Raw genomic sequence first — 15,743 nt, forward strand, 5'->3', positions numbered from 1 at the left:
TTTGATCGAATGAGTGTCGTAACCCATATCGATACCGGAGGTCCTCACCTTTTCAACTCACGCCACGCACACAACCTCCGTGGGAAGAACACCTAGGCAAGAAATTGATCAGGGGGTGTCACTTCGCGTGACCGCGCGAACCGGCGTGGTCATTCCCCGCCCACATTCGGGTCCCATCACCATAGTGTCGGCCGAGCACGGCATCGCGGGAACACATGGCGGTGCCAATGTCGACCAGCGCTTCATCGATGCGGTTCGCTCCGCCGGAGGTGAGCTGGTCCCGCTCGGCCCGCAGACTCGGGGGCTCATCTGGTTGCCCTACGGCGGCTCCGATTTGCTCAGGGCCACGCTTGAGCATCATCCATTGATCGAGTGGGTGCAGCTGCCATTCGCGGGAGTCGATGTGTTTGAGCAACTCCTCGTGTCGTACTCCGAGCGCCCGTTGCCGCTCTGGACCAGCGCGAAGGGCGCCCTATGCGCAACCCGTCGCGGAGCACGCTCTCACTCTGGTGCTCGCGCTGCTGATCGTTGGCGCCGGTGGCGTCGCGATCGAGCTGCTCCGCCTCCTCGAGCCCTTTGGAGTTCGGATCACGATTGTGCGCCGCAGCCCACGGGGTGTGGCTGGAGCCGAACGGAGCGTCACCGCTGATCGCCTGCGGGAAGTGCTACCGGATGCTGATGTGGTGGTCATTGCCGCGGCAGCGACGGTTGCGACTCATCAGCTTTTCGGGCCGGCCGAATTCGCGGCGATGAAGAACAGCGCTGTGCTTGTCAACATCGCGCGTGGTGCTCTCGTCGACACGGGTGCCCTGGTCAATGCCTTGCACACGGGTGAGATCGCGGGTGCAGGCCTCGATGTCACGGACCCGGAGCCGCTTCCCGACGGTCATGCGCTCTGGACAGCCCCGAACATCCTGATCACTCCACACAGCGCGGACACTCCCGCGATGACCGGGCCGTTGCTTGCCGAACGCATCAGGCAAAATGTCGCGGCCTTTGTCGGCGATGGTCATTTCGTCGGTGTGGTTGATCCCGGACCAGGGTACTGACTGTCTCGTCGGCGTTCCCGCTGCCGCTACTGTAGGAAGGCTGATTCAGCACCACGCAGGAGCTGACCGAAGAAGTGCACCGCACGATTTGGTGCAGCGCGTTCCTTTGGTAAAGTGATGACGCAAATGTACCAATCCTCGATAGCTCAATTGGCAGAGCATCGCACTGTTAATGCGGCGGTTCTTGGTTCGAGTCCAAGTCGGGGAGCTCGATAGCCGCACGGGGCTCCACCCCCTGCGGCTTTCGTCGTCTGATGGCTACTCCCTCGGGAGTAGTCGTCAACCTTCGGCGAGTGCATGCCCAGGGTGAGCGCCGCAAGTACGATCGAATTATGCCCCTTCCCGGTCGCCTCACCAGCGTGCGCTGGGCCGAACGGCACAGCCAACACTGGCACGAGCCGTGGCAGGCATTCGAAGCTGGGTACGCCCAGCGTGAAAACTCTGCCGCCGCGCGACGAATGCGGGTGATCCTGCCGGTTGTGCTCTCGCTGCTCGTGCAGGTTCCAGCTGTGTTTTTTCGTTTTCGACCGGGCACCGGCGGCGTGAAAACCGTGGTCTGGAGCGACCCGCGGGCGCTCACGATAAGCATCGCCCTCGCGTTGCTCGGTCCGCTCGTTTTGCTGGCCGCCCGACGGTTCCCGGGCCCAGTGGTCGCGATAACCGCCGCTGCCGGCGGTGCCGACCTGCTGCTCTTCAACAACTCCGACCATCCGCCGTATCTAGCTCTCGCCTTCGCCATCGTTTCTGCCGTGATGCGGGGTGTCCGGATCTGGGCCTGGATCTCGGTGGGAGCCGCGTGGGTTTTGACACTCGTGATCTCGATGGTGGTGGGAATCGACGTATCACCGCCGCGAATTGCGGCAGTGACGCTCGGCATCCTCATCGTGCTCGGCGTTGGGGAGGGGATGCGTACCCGACGGGAGCAGTATGCCGAAATCTCGCGCCGCTTCGCCGAACGCAAGCAATCCGAGGTGCAGGCGGAGCGCGTACGAATCGCCCGCGAACTGCATGACGTGCTCGCCCACTCACTCAGCCAGATCAATGTGCAGGCCGGTGTGGGTCTGCACCTCATGGACAGGCAGCCGGAGAAGGCGAAGGCGGCCCTGGCGAGCATTAAGGAATCGAGCAAAACTGCACTGGACGAGGTGCGTTCTGTGCTGGGAATTCTGCGTGCCGAGGGGGGTGCAGACCCGAGTGCCCCGCTCGTGCCGGAACCTGACCTCTCCCGACTCGCCGGGCTGGCGGCGTCGATTGCCGCTGAGGGGCTTGCGGTCGATGTGCGCAATTCGATCACGAATGCACCGAGTGCTGCAGTACAACTCGCGCTCTATCGAATCGCACAGGAGTCGCTGACGAATGTGCTGCGACACGCGACGGCCACCGCGGTTACGGTCATCGCCCGCGAGGACCGGGGCAGCTACCTGCTCGAGATCACCGACAATGGCACCGGTAGCGCGCAGCGCCAGGACACCGGAGGTCGTGGCCTTCTCGGCATGCACGAGCGGGCCGAATTGCTCGGAGGCAGCCTCAGTGCGGGGCCGCTCGAAAAGGATGGGTTTCGCGTGACCGCCCGCATTCCGCAGGCTACTGCCGCATCTCATTTGGAAGCTCAGTTTTCCGCATCTCATTCTTCTGTCTCTGAAGTTGCCACGCTGCCGAAGGGCACCCTGTGATCCGCGTCGCCATTGCGGACGACCAGCAGCTGATCCGTGGCGGCTTCCGGTCGCTCCTTGAAGCGGAGCCGGATCTCGAGGTCGTGGGCGAGGCAGGCACCGGCACTGCGGCTGTCGCGCTCGTCACGCGGGAGAAACCCGATGTCGTGCTCATGGACATCCGCATGCCCGATGGAGACGGCCTCTGGGCCACCGAGCAAATCGTGGCTAATCCTGCTCTCGCGAACGCTCACATTGTAATCGTGACGACCTTCGAGCTCGACGAGTATGTCGCCCAGGCGATCCGCGCGGGAGCGAGCGGGTTTTTGGTCAAGGACACTGAGCCCGAGGAACTGATCCGTGCCGTGCGGGTGGTGGCGGGCGGTGATGCCCTCCTCTCACCCACCATCACCAAGAGGCTGCTCGAGCGGGTCGCCGGAACACTCAAAGAGGCACCGGATGCCTCTCAACTCGCTGTGCTGACCGAACGCGAACGGGAGGTGCTCGGCCTGGTCGGGCATGGCCTCACGAATGACGAGATCGGTCGGCGGCTCTTTCTCAGCCCGCTTACGGCCAAGACACACGTGTCGCGCATCATGTCCAAACTGCTGGCGCGGGATCGGGTGCAACTCGTTGTCGTTGCCTACGAGACCGGGCTCGTGCGGGCGGGCTACCAGGGCTAATTCGCCCTACCCGGCAGCGCATCGATCCCCGTTCGCGCTAACCTCAAACAGACAGCACGCCGTTGTCAGCCCGAGGGAGAACCAAGTGAACGCCTGGCTGCAACAGCACTCGATGCTGGTGGTGATTGTGTTGACTGCGGTATCCGCGGTCTTTCTCGTGCTCATGCTGCTGTTCCTCGTGCTCTGGATCCGGGCCGCCCGTGAGCGCCGCCTCCAATACTTCGCGCGGGTGGATGCTGAACGGGACAACCTCGACCTCGAGGCCTCCCTGCAGGAACAACTCGGCAAGCTGCGCATCGTGCGCGAGCTCCACGAGGTCGCGGTGTACTCCGTTTCCACGATCGTGAGCCAGGCAGATGGCGCCCAGTACGCTGCGACAGCGGATGCCGGGGCCGCCGTGCGCGCGTCCGCCACTATCGCTGAGGCGGCACGGTCCACCCTCGCTGACCTCCGCCGAGTGATGACAGTGGTGGGCTCACGCGCGGATGACGCTATTCTCGAGCCGCGGTCAGATATAGCTCGCGAGCTTCTGCAGGTGATGCGGGATGCTGGGCTGGAGATCACCCTCGTGGAAAACGGGGAGCCATTCGTCCTCGCCGAGGGTCCTCAGTTGGCGGTTTTCCGCATTGTGCAAGAATCTCTTGGTAACGCGTTGAAATACGGCGGTGTCGGCACTCAGGTGCGCATCAGCTCCACGTGGACCGAGGAGGGCCTGCAGGTGGTGATCGACGACGACGGCGTTCGAGCAGCAGCCCGCCGTGAGGGCCTCGATCCGGACAAGCTCGCGCAAAGCCGCACCTATACGTTCCAAGATGATCTGGATGCGCTAACGGAGGTCGTCGTCGGTCCCGGAATGAGCGAGATGCGGGAACGAGCTGCACTGTACCGAGGCATCCTCAATGCAAGTATGCTGCCCGGTGTTGGATTCACTGTGTCGGCGGTATTTCCGGCTATTCGTTACGACAATGGTGTGCACGGAGTGAACCTGCGCGATGGCCGGGACTGAGCTAAGTCGCTCACACGACGTTCCACGCACGATGAGCGGTGCACGATGAGTGGTGCACGATGAGGCGCACTCCCTGGTCCGTCGACGACCGTGCCGTCGCCCGCCAGGGGATCGCGGTCGGTCTCGCCGCGGCTGCCTACGGTATTTCTTACGGTGCTCTTGCGGTGGCAGCCGGGCTCGATATCTGGCAAACCTGCGTGATGAGCTTGCTCATGTTCACCGGTGGCTCACAGTTCGCCCTCGTGGGAGTCATCGCAACCGGGGGAGTAGCGGCGGGCCCCGCCGCTATCGCGAGTGCCGCAATTCTTGGCATCCGCAATGGCGTCTACGGAATTCGCGTCGCTCCGATTGTCGGCGCAGGTCGTTGGCGCCGATTCGCGGCGGCCTGGATAACGATTGACGAGTCCTCGGCCGTTGCCACGACGCAGCTCACTCTTCGTACTCAGCGCGTCGGCTTCTGGGTCACCGGTCTCTCGGTGTTCGTCGGGTGGAACCTCACCTCGCTCATCGGTGGGCTCATAGGAAATGCTCTCGGGGATGTGCGCGTCTACGGACTGGATGCTGCCGCTGCCGCTGCATTTCTCGGCCTGCTCTGGCCGCGGCTGCGCCAACTGCAGACCGTGGCCGTTGCCACCGCAGCCGCTGTTATTGCCGCGGTGACCACGCCGCTGCTGATCCCCGGATTGCCCGTGCTCGTCGCGGGCGTCGTCGCGGTAGTCGTCGGTGCATTCAACTGGTTCGGTGGCCGGGGTCCGCAGCCCGAGCCCCCTGGTATCCCCACATGACCGGCACCCGCGCGCTGACTGACACCGGCGGCCTGACCGGCACCCGCTCCCTGATGGGGGTGCGGTTATGACGCTCTGGTTAATCGTGATTATTGCGTCACTCGCATGCCTCTCCCTGAAAATTGCAGGCTATCTGGTGCCGGCTTCCTTCCTGGAGAAGCCTGCTCCGGCGAGAATCGCCAACCTGCTCACCGTTGCACTGCTCGCCGCCCTGATCGCGGTACAGACCCTCGGATCTGGCGCACGCATCGTCGTTGACGCGCGCCTCCCCGCGCTTGCCGTGGCGGCCGTCCTCCTTGCTGTGCGGGCGCCATTCATCGTCGTCGTGATCGCCGCTGCAGCATCGGCCGCCCTCATCCGGGCGCTGCTTTAGAGGGGCGCTGCTTCAGAAGAGCGCTGCTTCAGAAGAGCGCTGCTTTAGAGCAGCGAACCCGTCTTCAGGAGGTCACTCAGCTAGCCTTCCAGGTCGTCAACCCCGGGCATCCAGCTCAACCCGGGCTCGCCCCAGCCATTTTTCTTCAGTGTTTTGGCTGCCGACTTGCCCACCGCGTGTTCCAGACGGTCCACGTAGAGCACGCCGTCGAGGTGATCGTATTCGTGCTGGAAGATGCGGGCGAGCCATCCCTCTGCCCTAATCTCGAATGACTTCTGGTCGAGATCGACCGCTGATAACATAACGCTCTCAGACCGCCGGAGGGCGAAGCGTTCTCCCGGCACGGAGAGACAGCCTTCGGACTCCGCTTCGTCGTCAGCCGGTCCAATCGGCATCGGGCTCACCCACACGGTGGGGTTAATTGCGACGCCGCGCCAGAGCGTGTCGTCGTCATCCGTCCAATTGAAAACAAAGAGGCGGAGGGGCACATTCACCTGCGGGGCTGCGAGTCCGACACCCGGTGCTGCTTCCATCGTCTCGAACATATTGGCAACCAGCGTGGTGAGGTCCTCCCCAAAATCAGTGACATCGGATGCGCGGGCGTGGAGCACGGGATTGCCCATGATTTGAATCGGGAGAACGGCCATTCGCCAAGAATATCGGAGCGCTAGCGAGTAGGGTCATGCCGTGACGCCAGACCTCAGTGCCATTACGGACCAGATCTCCCTCACCCCTAATCAGGCCTTGGGTATCCCGATCGCTCTCATTGGCGCGGTTTTTCTCGCGCTGGGCGCTCAATTTCAACATCGCGGTGTCAACAAAGTCGATCACCTCACCGAGGAACCCTCAATCGGCGGACTTAATTTTGGCCAGTTGCTTTTGCTTCTTCGCCGACCGTCGTGGGTGATCGGCACGCTCATGCTCGGTCTCGCGATCGTATTCCAGCTGACCGCGTTGATTTTTGCCCCCCTGATCGTGGTTCAGCCGCTCGGTGCGATCGCCCTGATCATCACCGCCATCGTGAACTCCCGGGTGTCCGGTGTCAGGCTGAGGCAGGATGCCATCCGGCCCATCATCTTCTGCGTCGGAGGGGTGGCGCTATTCGTTACCTTTGCCACGATTTTCGCCCAATCAAAGGGAATCTCCCCGGGTGAACTGGTGACTGTGCTGATTATCCTCGGGGTCGTGACGATCGCGTTCGCAGTGCTGTTCGCCTTCCTGCGTAAAAAAATCGGCGCGCTCATTTACATCGTCGCCGCCGGTGTGCTCTACGGCTTTGTCGCCACTCTCGCCAAAGTCGTCATCGACCGTGTGCACACGATCATCATCGATGGCGCCCAAGGATTCGAATGGCTGACCATTGCGTGTGTGGTCGCGCTCCTCGCCGCGACGATCCTCGGTGGATACTTTGTGCAGACCGCCTACTCGTCTGGGCCACCCGATCTGGTGATCGCTGGCCTCACGGTGATCGACCCGCTCGTCGCGGTCTCGATCGGAATCATCGTGCTCCAAGAAGCATCTGGAGCCCCGTGGTACGCCATCCTCGCCTTCGTCGTGGCCGGAGCCCTCTCGGTGTACGGCGTCGTGCAGCTGTCTAAGCGGGAGCCCGGCGCCGTCGCCAGGCTGTGACTGTCCGACGCTAGGCTGTGTCCGATGGTTTCAACTGCAAGGGATGCGTGAAGACTTTGTCCGACACCCCGCACAACTCCCGACAGGATACGAGGGCACCCCTTCGTATCCTGATCGGCGCCGACACCTTTCCTCCCAACGTCAACGGCGCCGCAAACTTCGGCTCTCGGCTCGCCGCTGGGCTGACCGAGCGCGGTCATGCCGTGCAGGTGGAGGCTCCGGCCTTTAGCTCCAAACACGGCGCCTTCGTCGAGAAACACGACGGTGCGCAATTCATCGTGCACCGCGTCTACTCCTGGCGCTGGTATCCGCACGACTGGCTTCGGTTCGTGCTGCCTTGGCGCAGCCAGGCGCATGCCGCACGCATCCTCGATGAGGTCAAGCCGGATGTCGTGCACATCCAGTCGCACATCGTCGTGGGGCGCGGTCTCGCCAGGCAGGCCGCGAAGCGGGGTATCCGCGTGATCGGCACCAACCATTTCATGCCCGAAAACATCATCGAACACACGCGCCTACCGCATTTTGCGCGCAAGTGGGCCATCCGCGCCGCGTGGAAGGATGCCGCCTCCACTTTCGCCTTTTGCGAGGCGGTGACGTCGCCCAGCCGCAAGGCGGCCGACTTTCTCGAGACCGAGACGCACCTCGAGCACGTACACGCGATTTCCTGTGGAATCGATGCGGCTCTGTACACGCCCAATTTCGAGCCGCGGAGCCACAACCGCGTAATCTTCGTCGGTCGCGTCTCCGGTGAGAAGCACCTCGAGGTGCTCATGAAGGCGATCGCGTTGATCGATCCAGCCCTCGACGTCCAGCTCGAGATCGTGGGCGGTGGTGACCAGATGAACCAGCTCAAGCAGCTCACACGCGAGCTTGGAATTGACACGCGAGTCACCTTCACCGGCTATGTGGCGGATGCGCAGCTTCGCGCCGCTCTCACCCGCTCCACCGTTTTTGCGATGCCGTCAATCGCGGAGCTGCAAAGCATCGCAACAATGGAGGCGATGGCGTCTGGCCTCCCGGTCGTCGCTGCCAACGCGATGGCCCTGCCACATCTCGTTCACGATAACGAGAACGGCTTTCTTTTTGAACCGGGTAACGCAAAGGACCTGGCCGACAAGCTCAGCCGTGTGCTGCGTTTGCCCGATGCGGAGCTGCGTGCACTCAAGGAAGCGAGCCTGCGCTACATCGGGGCCCACGACATCCAGCGCACCCTCTCGATCTTTGAGCAGCTCTACCGCGGTGAGAAGGTCACCGATCCGGTGACGGATGCGTCGCTCGACGAGCAGGTAATTTAGCTCGACACACCTCACGACCGTACTGGCGCCAGCCTGTATCGTGGTGACGCACCGTCTGTACTTGGCGCTGCGGGGCGGTAGCTCAGCTGGTTAGAGCAGCGGACTCATAATCCGTCGGTCATGGGTTCAAGTCCCATCCGCCCCACCAATGTTTATCTGGCGATTGGCGCTCATCGGCCGGGAGGCTCGGGGTGCGGCAGCAGGTACCCACGCCTGCCGAATGCCACACCCATGCCTGCCGAACGCCCCAGCCGAGTGAACAACTTGAGGCCAATGTGTTCCGTTCTCGTTAAGGAGGTGCCCAAAACGCACTGTGTGCACTACAGTTGGTCATGCAGTTGCAGTACCTCGCACATCTTGAATGCTTGGAACTTGCCGCTCCGGCTAGAAATAACCGCAGCGATGAGTGCCATGTCTCTTTCGGGAGCGGACGATGAACACCGCGACGAGCGGGCCCGAAAGTCGGGTTCGCGCGAAGACTCCTGAAGGAGAAAATAATGGCACTAGGAACAGTGAAGTGGTTCAACGCTGAAAAGGGCTTTGGATTCATCGCCCCGGACGACGGAAGCCCAGACGTATTCGCACACTACTCGGCGATCGCCTCGAGCGGCTACAAGTCGCTTGACGAGAACCAGAAGGTCGAATTTGACCTCGCCCAGGGCCCCAAGGGACCCCAGGCCGAGAACATTCGCCCCCTGTAACTAGCAACCGCTGGTTGGCCGTAGTGGCCGAACTGGATGCAGCTTCGTGCGTCGAATAGGCGCTGTGGGTGTCCTTCCTCACGGATAAGGACTCGCACATGCTGTGGGCAGAGCCCATCGCAGCTGATACTCCGAATCGACCGGTCCCGCACTTGTGCGGGGCCGGTTTTTCCATTCCCGGAATTGGCCGACGACTGTCCGGGTGTGTGCCGTTTGGACCCGCGCGAAGACGAGGACACCTGCGGGAAGAGATCAGTCTGCTACCGGCTCGTGATGCGAATAGCGAGCGGGAATGCTCGAGTATCTACGATCGTTGCCCCTAATGACTCGAGCTAAGGATGGAACTATGACCGACACCACGACTTCGCCCACTTCTTCCCCGAGTGCGGAAGAGGCCTACCTGACCTACCACAGGCGGCGTGAGGTCTCCGTCATGCAGCCGACAGGGAGTCTCGCGCTGGTGAACACCCAGTGGGTCGACTCGTCCCAGACGATCTGGGGCGTTCCGGGCACCTGGGCCCCGCTGCCGAAGGGTGAATCCGGGCTGAAACTCACTGCTCAAGATTCAGACAACATCGTCGTTGATGGTGTGCTCGTACACGGCGGGGCTACTGTTCGAGGCAAGGATGCGGAGACACCGAGTGCAATCGTCTTCAGCGATTCTCTCGTCGGCTTTGTGATCGCGAGTGAACAGGGCACCTACGCTCTCCGCGTCTGGGATGCTAACTCTGAGGCAATTCAGGAGTTCGGATCCATCTCGGCCTTCGACTACGACCCAGCGTGGGTGGTCACCGGCACGTTTAGGGAGCTGCCGGATGGCACGACAGTGGGTTTCGAGCACCTCAAGGACGACGGCAAGACCCGCGAACTTCCCGTGCCGGGGGAGATCAAGTTCGCCAAGGACGGGATCGACTACAACCTGGCGGCTTTTAGAGCGGGTCGGGCTCTGCAACTCGTCTTCGCGGACTCCACGAGCGGTGACAGCACCTATAGCGTGGGGCGTTTTCTCTTCGTTGCCCCCAACGCGGACGGCACAATCACCCTCGATTTCAACCGGGCAGTGCTCCCGCCGTGTGCTTTCAGCTACGCGTTCAACTGCCCGATGCCGCCGAAGCAGAATCGATTCAGCGTGCCAATCGAGGCTGGCGAGAAGCAAGTGCTCAAGAAAGACGGCTCTCTGCTGCACGAGTAGTGCAGGCCGAACTGGGCCCGATTGGCGACGCGGACCGGGTGCGGAGCGGCTGGACAGAATGCGTGGGGGAGACTTCGCATTTCTGCCGGTAGAAGGCAGGATTACGTCAGCAACGACAACTAGGATAGCGCCACTCGACCAAAGTTGATCGGAGGTGCCGTGGTTAGCAAGTGGACTGTTGCGTGCCCAACCGATAGTTCAGAGCGACAGCGGCTCGCATCGGCGCACGACTCCGTGATCGCCGCCCGTACCGCGGTCAGCGGGGTGCGTAGGCTTGTACAGGAGTCATGGCAGCGGTCACTTCTGCTCGAACTGGATCCCGATCGTCTCGGTGCCACTGTGGATTTCGACGAGGATGACCTGAACGAATACCGCAGCGCGCATCCGATGGCGCTCGCGCTCCCGACCATCCACAGCCTGCTGATCCGTCACACCTTCGACGCCGGGCTGATCATTGCGATCGGAGACGAAGCGGGTCGCCTGCTGTGGATTGACGGGGATCGAGCACTGCGTCGCAAGGCGGAGGGCATGCTCTTCGTCGAGGGGGCGGACTGGTCGGAACGCGCGGTGGGCACGAGCGCTCCCGGAACGGCCCTCGCGCTGAACCACGGCATCCAGATTCGTGGTGCCGAACACTTCAACCGTATTGTGCACCCCTGGAGTTGCACGGCGGTTCCCGTGCATGACCCACTGTCCGGCCGCATTCTCGGCGTGATCGATATCACCGGGGGAGAGGATGCCGTGGCCCCGGCCACACTTCCGCTGCTGGAGGCCGCCGTTGCTGCCGTCGAGTCTGAGATGCGCATCCGACGGCGAGAAGAACAGGGCTCCCGTCCGCATCGCTCCGCACCGGCACTGGCTGCTCCTCGGACTGTCGCGCCGCCCGTGCTCTCAGTTCTCGGCAGCGATCTCGGCCGGATCGCGGTGGGCGGCCGGGAAATCGAACTGAGCACACGGCACTCCGAGATCCTCACACTGCTCGCCTGGCACCCGGAGGGCCTCTCGGTCGACCGCCTCGCCGGCCTTGTCTATGAGAGGGAGGGATCGATCGTCACCCTGCGCGCAGAGATGGTGCGGTTGCGCAAAGTGCTCGAGCGCATTGATTCCTCGCTCGTGCCGCTCTCCCGGCCCTATCGACTGCCGGCACGACTCGGGCTCGACGCGCACCGGGTGTTGGCGTTCCTCGATCGGGGCGCTCATCGGGTGGCGCTCGGTGCGTATTCCGGTGCGCTGCTGCCCACATCCTCGGCGCCCGGTATCGTTGATATTCGTCGGGAACTGAGCGAACGCCTGCGGGATGCCCTGCTCACCGATGCTTCTGTTGAGACGCTGCTCGCTTATGCTCGCACCGACGAGGCGGCATACGACACGCAGGTGTGGCGCGCGTGCCTGCGGATGTTGCCACCCAAGTCTCCGAAACGCGCTGCGATCGTGGCCCGCCTCGAGCACATCGAGGCCGAGCTCGGTGTGCAACAAGTCGCAACCTCCACTCTCCTACCCTGATCCAAAGCCCATTGGGGCTAATTGACAGAGTCGTCGACAGGAGTAGCAATGACCGTTTACGCGGCCCCGGGAACCCCGGATGCGAAAATCACCTTCAAGCCCCGCTACGAGAACTGGATCGGCGGTGAGTGGGTTAAGCCGGTCAAGGGCCAGTATTTCGAAGATATTTCTCCGGTGAACGGCAAGCCCTTCGCCGAGGTTGCCCGGGGAACCGCCGAAGACATCGAGCTCGCCCTCGATGCTGCGCACAAGGCGGCACCGGCGTGGGGCAAGACCAGCGCCACTGCCCGAGCGGCGGTGCTCAACAAAATGGCTGATGTGATCGACGCGAACATCGAGTTGCTCGCTCTCGCCGAGACCTGGGACAACGGTAAGGCAGTGCGCGAGACGCTCAACGCTGACATCCCCCTCGCTGCTGACCACTTCCGCTACTTCGCCGCGGCGATCCGGGCGCAGGAGGGAAGCTTCGCGGAGATGGACGGCGACATGACCGCCTACCACTATCACGAGCCACTCGGCGTGGTCGGCCAGATCATTCCATGGAACTTCCCCATCCTCATGGCCGTGTGGAAGCTCGCGCCGGCCCTTGCTGCCGGCAACACGGTCGTGCTGAAGCCCGCAGAACAGACCCCCGTGTCGATCCTCGTTCTCATGGAGCTGATCGGTGACATCCTGCCACCCGGAGTCGTCAACATCGTCAATGGATTCGGCGTGGAGGCGGGAAAGCCGTTGGCGTCGAGCCCGCGCATCCGCAAGATCGCGTTCACCGGCGAGACCACGACCGGTCGACTCATCCTGCAGTACGCCAGTGCCAACATCATTCCGGCGACGCTCGAGCTCGGCGGCAAGAGCCCGAACGTGTTCTTCTCGGATGTTGCCGATCACGATGACGCCTTCTATGACAAGTGTCAGGAGGGCTTTGCCCTCTTCGCCTTCAACCAGGGTGAGGTGTGTACCGCCCCGAGCCGTGCACTCATCGAAAAGCCGATCTACGACAAGTTCCTCGGCGACGCAGTGAAGCGCACGGCATTGGCAGTGCAGGGCAATCCGCTGGATACCGACACAATGGTTGGCGCCCAGGCGTCGAATGACCAGCTGGAGAAGATCCTCAGCTACATCGACATCGGAAAGCAGGAGGGGGCGAAGCTCCTTCTCGGTGGTGAGCGCGTGGACCTCGGTGGCGACCTCACCGATGGCTATTACGTGCAGCCGACGATCTTCGAGGGCCATAACAAGATGCGCCTCTTCCAGGAGGAGATCTTCGGGCCGGTGCTCGCTGTCACCAGCTTCGACGGCTACGACGACGGTATCGCGATCGCGAATGACACGCTGTATGGCCTCGGGGCCGGAGTCTGGTCGCGTAACGGCAACGTTGCGTACCGGGCGGGGCGTGACATCCAAGCCGGCCGTGTCTGGATCAACAACTATCATGCCTACCCCGCGGGAGCGGCGTTCGGTGGGTACAAGAGCTCCGGAATCGGCCGAGAGAACAGCCGGCTGGCGCTCGACCACTACCAGCAGACGAAGAACCTGCTCGTGTCCTACTCCGAGGACAAGCTCGGTTTCTTCTAAACCCGCACCGTCGGTGGTCGAGCCTGTCGGACTCTCGACAGGCTCGACCACCGTCTTTTCCGCCCATAATTGCGTCACATGAAAGGACACCGATGTCTGTCATCGAAACCAATGGAATTGTCACCGCGTCGGTGACTGTTGCGGGCGAGACCATTCCCCGGGTCGAATTCCTGCCCGTCACCGTGGAGCTGCTTCGCAAACTCTGGGTCCAGTACGGCCCGCTCATGATCCATCAGTCCGGCGGATGCTGCGACGGCTCGAGCCCGATGTGCTTTCCGGCCGGCGACTTTCTGACCTCGGCCCAGGATGTTCTGCTTGGCAGGCTCGACATCGCTCCAGCGGGTGGCGGCCCGCAGGTGATCGACTTCTGGATGTCGGCGGAGCAGTTCGAGTACTGGAGTCACACATTTCTCACTGTGGACGTCGTGAAGGGCCGGGGGAGTGGCTTCTCGGTCGAGTCACCCGAGGGCGTGCGATTCATGATCCGTTCGCGCCTGATGGAGACCGCCACGCCCTTCGCGTGACATCATCGGCACGCAGTTGCAGACCGGTGACTGCACAGTGCGGTCGGTGGTAGGCGTCAGACTTAGCCCGTGTACGTTGCTATTTTTTCGCGCCAGCAGGGGATCGTTGCGGGTCAAGTCAACTCACCGGCGATAGTCCTCCAGCGGCTCACGGGCACCGGAGCACTCGATGGTGCCGAACAGGTGATCCCCGGGGGTGAGCTGGCTGCGGCAGTTGAGGCGCTCGAACGACAGCATCCGCGCTGGGTCTGGGACGATACCTCCCGCTGGTATCCAAGTCTGCTCGAGGCGCGAGTGCGTGTCGAGCGGTGCGTGGACCTGCGTCTGTCGCACGCGATTCTTCGAAACTCCGCCGTAACGGCACGCTCATCGCTCGCCACGGCTCCGGCATGCTCGTGGGACCGCGGTGCGACCGAACAGATCGGCACGCGTGTCCAAGCCACCCTCTTCGATTTCGACATCGCATCGGCGGATGATGTTGCGGAGGACACCATCGCCGAGTTTGCTTCGCAGCGGGCCGCGATCGCCGGTGCCGCCGAGCCTGCACGCATTGGGCTGTTGTTGGCGGCGGAGTCGGCTGGCGCACTCGTCGCGGCAGAGATGATGCACGCTGGACTACCATGGCGCCCAGACATCCACAACGAAATCCTCGAGAGCCAGCTCGGCCCGCGTCCGTCGCCCGGGCAGCGTCCGTCTCGTCTGAATGCCGCGTTGCAGCGGCTGCGCGAAGAGCTCGATGCACCCACTCTCAATCCCGATTCGCCATCCGATCTGCTGAGGGCGCTGAGTGCAGTGGGGCTCATGGTTACCTCGACTAGGTCCTGGGAGCTGAAGAAACTGACGCATCCGGCCATCCAACCGCTGCTTGAATACAAGAAGCTCTCCCGCCTGCTGACGGCGAACGGATGGCACTGGCTCGACACGAATGTGCGAGACGGTCGCTTCCATCCCGAGTACGTGCCAGGCGGGGTCGTAACCGGACGTTGGGCCAGCACGGGCGGGGGCGGTGCACTTCAGCTTCCCAGGCAGATCCGCCCAGCCGTAGTCGCTGACCCGGGCTGGAAGTTCGTGGTCGCCGACGCCTCCCAGCTCGAACCACGCATCCTCGCCGCGCTGTCGGGTGATCGAGGCATGGTGGAGGCGGGCAATGCTGGCGACCTGTACGCCGGTATCGTCGCCAGCGGGGCAGTGGAGACCCGCGAACAGGCCAAGGTCGCGATGCTTGGCGCAATGTACGGGGCAACTTCCGGCGAGGGTGGCCGCCTGATGCCCCAGCTGGAGAGGGCATATCCGAGGGCGATCGGTATGGTCGAGGCAGCAGCCCGTTCTGGCGAACGCGGTGAGGTCGTCACCACCCGGCTCGGGCGAAGTTCACCACTGCCCGGCGCAGCGTGGCGTGCCAGCCAGGCGGAGGCCTATGGCGAAAATGTCACCGGGACCGATGTGAGCCGCGCCCGTGGCCAGGCGCGAAGTTGGGGTCGATTCACCCGCAACTTCATCGTGCAGGGCACTGCTGCGGAGTGGGCACTCTGCTGGATGGCCGACCTGCGCCTGGGCCTGCAGAAGCAAGCCGCCGGATCGTGGATCACAGATTCGCCACATCTGGTCTTTTTCATGCATGACGAGGTGGTGGTCCACACCCCGGTTGACCGGGTGGGTGCGGTCGAAGCGGCGATTCGAACAGCCGCGGACGAAGCAGGGTATCTTCTGTTCGGTGCCCCGCCAGCGACCTTCCCCCTCACCGTCGCGACCGTAGATAACTATGGACAGGCTAAGTAG

15 protein-coding genes and 2 tRNA genes are annotated in these 15,743 nt (G+C 62.9%); 16 read left to right on the top strand and 1 reads right to left on the bottom strand.

All coding sequences use genetic code 11. The annotated features are described in order from the left end of the window. Positions 1–509 precede the first annotated feature (509 nt). From IWX88_RS13860 to IWX88_RS07755, 7 genes are all read left to right on the top strand, one after another. Positions 510–1,049 carry an NAD(P)-dependent oxidoreductase gene (locus IWX88_RS13860; protein ID WP_370568250.1) on the top strand — a complete coding sequence of 180 codons (540 nt, stop codon included), beginning with the start codon at positions 510–512 and terminating at the stop codon, positions 1,047–1,049. 135 nt (positions 1,050–1,184) lie between these two features. Further along, positions 1,185–1,257: transfer RNA gene (locus tag IWX88_RS07730), tRNA-Asn, on the top strand. Between the two features lie 46 nt (positions 1,258–1,303). Continuing rightward, entirely contained in the window at positions 1,304–2,722 is a 1,419-nt protein-coding gene (locus tag IWX88_RS14230; RefSeq protein WP_196829012.1) for a sensor histidine kinase, read from the top strand. Next, positions 2,719–3,384 carry a response regulator transcription factor gene (locus IWX88_RS07740; RefSeq protein WP_196829014.1) on the top strand — a complete coding sequence of 222 codons (666 nt, stop codon included), beginning with the start codon at positions 2,719–2,721 and terminating at the stop codon, positions 3,382–3,384. Before IWX88_RS14230 ends, IWX88_RS07740 begins: the two co-directional genes overlap by 4 nt. An 85-nt stretch (positions 3,385–3,469) precedes the next feature. After that, the gene (locus IWX88_RS07745) at positions 3,470–4,390 is read left to right on the top strand and encodes an ATP-binding protein (RefSeq protein ID WP_196829016.1); all 921 of its coding nucleotides are present in this window, start codon (positions 3,470–3,472) and stop codon (positions 4,388–4,390) included. Positions 4,391–4,449: 59 nt separating this feature from the next. Next, complete coding sequence (locus IWX88_RS07750) at positions 4,450–5,175, top strand: AzlC family ABC transporter permease (protein ID WP_196829018.1); 726 nt, start codon at positions 4,450–4,452, stop codon at positions 5,173–5,175. A 67-nt stretch (positions 5,176–5,242) separates the two neighbouring features. Next, the gene (locus tag IWX88_RS07755) at positions 5,243–5,548 is read left to right on the top strand and encodes an AzlD domain-containing protein (protein ID WP_196829020.1); all 306 of its coding nucleotides are present in this window, start codon (positions 5,243–5,245) and stop codon (positions 5,546–5,548) included. A gap of 80 nt (positions 5,549–5,628) precedes the next feature. Here the strand turns inward: IWX88_RS07755 and def are convergent, their stop codons facing one another. Further along, complete coding sequence (gene def, locus IWX88_RS07760; protein WP_196829022.1) at positions 5,629–6,195, bottom strand: peptide deformylase; 567 nt, start codon at positions 6,193–6,195, stop codon at positions 5,629–5,631. A gap of 40 nt (positions 6,196–6,235) precedes the next feature. On the opposite strand from def, the gene IWX88_RS07765 reads away from it, so the two are divergent. From IWX88_RS07765 to IWX88_RS07805, 9 genes are all read left to right on the top strand, one after another. Further along, entirely contained in the window at positions 6,236–7,177 is a 942-nt protein-coding gene (locus tag IWX88_RS07765) for a DMT family transporter (protein ID WP_196829024.1), read from the top strand. A gap of 56 nt (positions 7,178–7,233) precedes the next feature. Next, entirely contained in the window at positions 7,234–8,472 is a 1,239-nt protein-coding gene (locus IWX88_RS07770; RefSeq protein ID WP_231369060.1) for a glycosyltransferase, read from the top strand. A gap of 71 nt (positions 8,473–8,543) precedes the next feature. Next, a tRNA-Ile gene (locus tag IWX88_RS07775) sits at positions 8,544–8,620 on the top strand. A 349-nt stretch (positions 8,621–8,969) separates the two neighbouring features. Then, positions 8,970–9,173, top strand: a complete 204-nt coding sequence (locus tag IWX88_RS07780; protein ID WP_147784641.1) for a cold-shock protein — start codon at positions 8,970–8,972, stop codon at positions 9,171–9,173. Between the two features lie 346 nt (positions 9,174–9,519). Beyond that, the gene (locus tag IWX88_RS07785; protein ID WP_196829026.1) at positions 9,520–10,365 is read left to right on the top strand and encodes a DUF1684 domain-containing protein; all 846 of its coding nucleotides are present in this window, start codon (positions 9,520–9,522) and stop codon (positions 10,363–10,365) included. Positions 10,366–10,599: 234 nt separating this feature from the next. After that, positions 10,600–11,868: a GAF domain-containing protein gene (locus IWX88_RS07790; protein WP_370568251.1), complete on the top strand. Its 1,269-nt coding sequence runs from the start codon at positions 10,600–10,602 to the stop codon at positions 11,866–11,868. A 48-nt stretch (positions 11,869–11,916) separates the two neighbouring features. Beyond that, positions 11,917–13,440: an aldehyde dehydrogenase family protein gene (locus IWX88_RS07795; RefSeq protein ID WP_196829030.1), complete on the top strand. Its 1,524-nt coding sequence runs from the start codon at positions 11,917–11,919 to the stop codon at positions 13,438–13,440. A gap of 92 nt (positions 13,441–13,532) precedes the next feature. After that, positions 13,533–13,964, top strand: a complete 432-nt coding sequence (locus IWX88_RS07800) for a DUF779 domain-containing protein (protein WP_196829032.1) — start codon at positions 13,533–13,535, stop codon at positions 13,962–13,964. Between the two features lie 69 nt (positions 13,965–14,033). Next, positions 14,034–15,743 carry a bifunctional 3'-5' exonuclease/DNA polymerase gene (locus IWX88_RS07805; RefSeq protein ID WP_370568252.1) on the top strand — a complete coding sequence of 570 codons (1,710 nt, stop codon included), beginning with the start codon at positions 14,034–14,036 and terminating at the stop codon, positions 15,741–15,743.

The sequence above is a fragment of the Frigoribacterium sp. CG_9.8 genome (assembly GCF_015751965.1).
Taxonomy (GTDB): domain Bacteria; phylum Actinomycetota; class Actinomycetes; order Actinomycetales; family Microbacteriaceae; genus Lacisediminihabitans.